Source organism: Actinoplanes sp. DH11 (assembly GCF_020873875.1).
GTDB lineage: Bacteria > Actinomycetota > Actinomycetes > Mycobacteriales > Micromonosporaceae > Actinoplanes.
The window spans coordinates 1-364 of record NZ_JAHWGU010000197.1 but is presented as its reverse complement, the minus strand read 5'-3'; the positions used below and the strand labels follow the sequence as shown (position 1 = coordinate 364).

Sequence of the window (364 nt, the reverse complement as noted above, 5' to 3'; positions counted from 1 at the left end):
GCACCCAGTACTCCGGGTCCATCACCTCGACACCGACCGGCTCACCGGTCACATTCGAGATCCAGCCCAACGACGGCATCTCGAAATCGATGCCTTCCAGGACGGCGGCGAAGTCCCGCAGCATCGGATCCATACGCGCCGAATGGAACGCATGACTCACCCGCAACCGCCGCGTCTTGTCGAACCCGGCCGCCACCGCCAGCACCGCGTCCTCATCACCGGAGATCACCACCGCCCGCGGGCCGTTGACCGCCGCGATCGACACCCCATCAACAAGCCGCGCGATCACGTCGTCCTCGGTGGCCTGCACCGCCACCATCGCCCCACCCGTGGGCAGCGCCTGCATCAGACTGCCTCGGGCCGC

The 364-nt window shown here is 67.9% G+C and carries 1 protein-coding gene; it reads right to left on the bottom strand.

Translation table 11 applies throughout. From position 1 onward, the window contains the following. A partial coding sequence (locus LPA41_RS41410) for an acyltransferase domain-containing protein (protein ID WP_374238284.1) occupies window positions 1-346 on the bottom strand: 346 nt, incomplete at its 3' end. Between the last annotated feature and the right edge of the window lie 18 nt (window positions 347-364).